1 protein-coding gene is annotated in these 241 nt (G+C 67.2%); it reads left to right on the top strand.

What is annotated here, in order from left to right:
- Nucleotides 1-241: FixH family protein (locus tag HMPREF0072_RS11635; protein WP_211204249.1), on the top strand; the 241-nt coding region annotated here is incomplete at both ends.

The raw sequence follows: 241 nt of genomic DNA, 5'->3' as shown, positions 1-241 counted from the left end.
TACTACGAGGCCGGCAAGGGCATCAACCGCTCCCTGGAACGCGAGAACCTGGCCGTACGCCTGCAGGTGCACGCCAAGGTCAAGGTCGACGACCTGACCGGCGAAGTCGAAGTGCGCCTGACCGGCAACAGCCGTCCGGATCGGCTCACCCTCAACCTGATCTCGCCGACCCAGCCGGAGAAGGACCGCCGCGTGGAGCTGCTGCGCAGCAACTCCGACCGCGAGCGCTACGTCGGGCAAC

It is taken from the genome of Anaerococcus lactolyticus ATCC 51172, from assembly GCF_000156575.1.
Taxonomy (GTDB): Bacteria; Bacillota; Clostridia; order Tissierellales; family Peptoniphilaceae; genus Anaerococcus; species Anaerococcus lactolyticus.
This window is presented reverse-complemented; position numbering and strand designations above follow the sequence as displayed.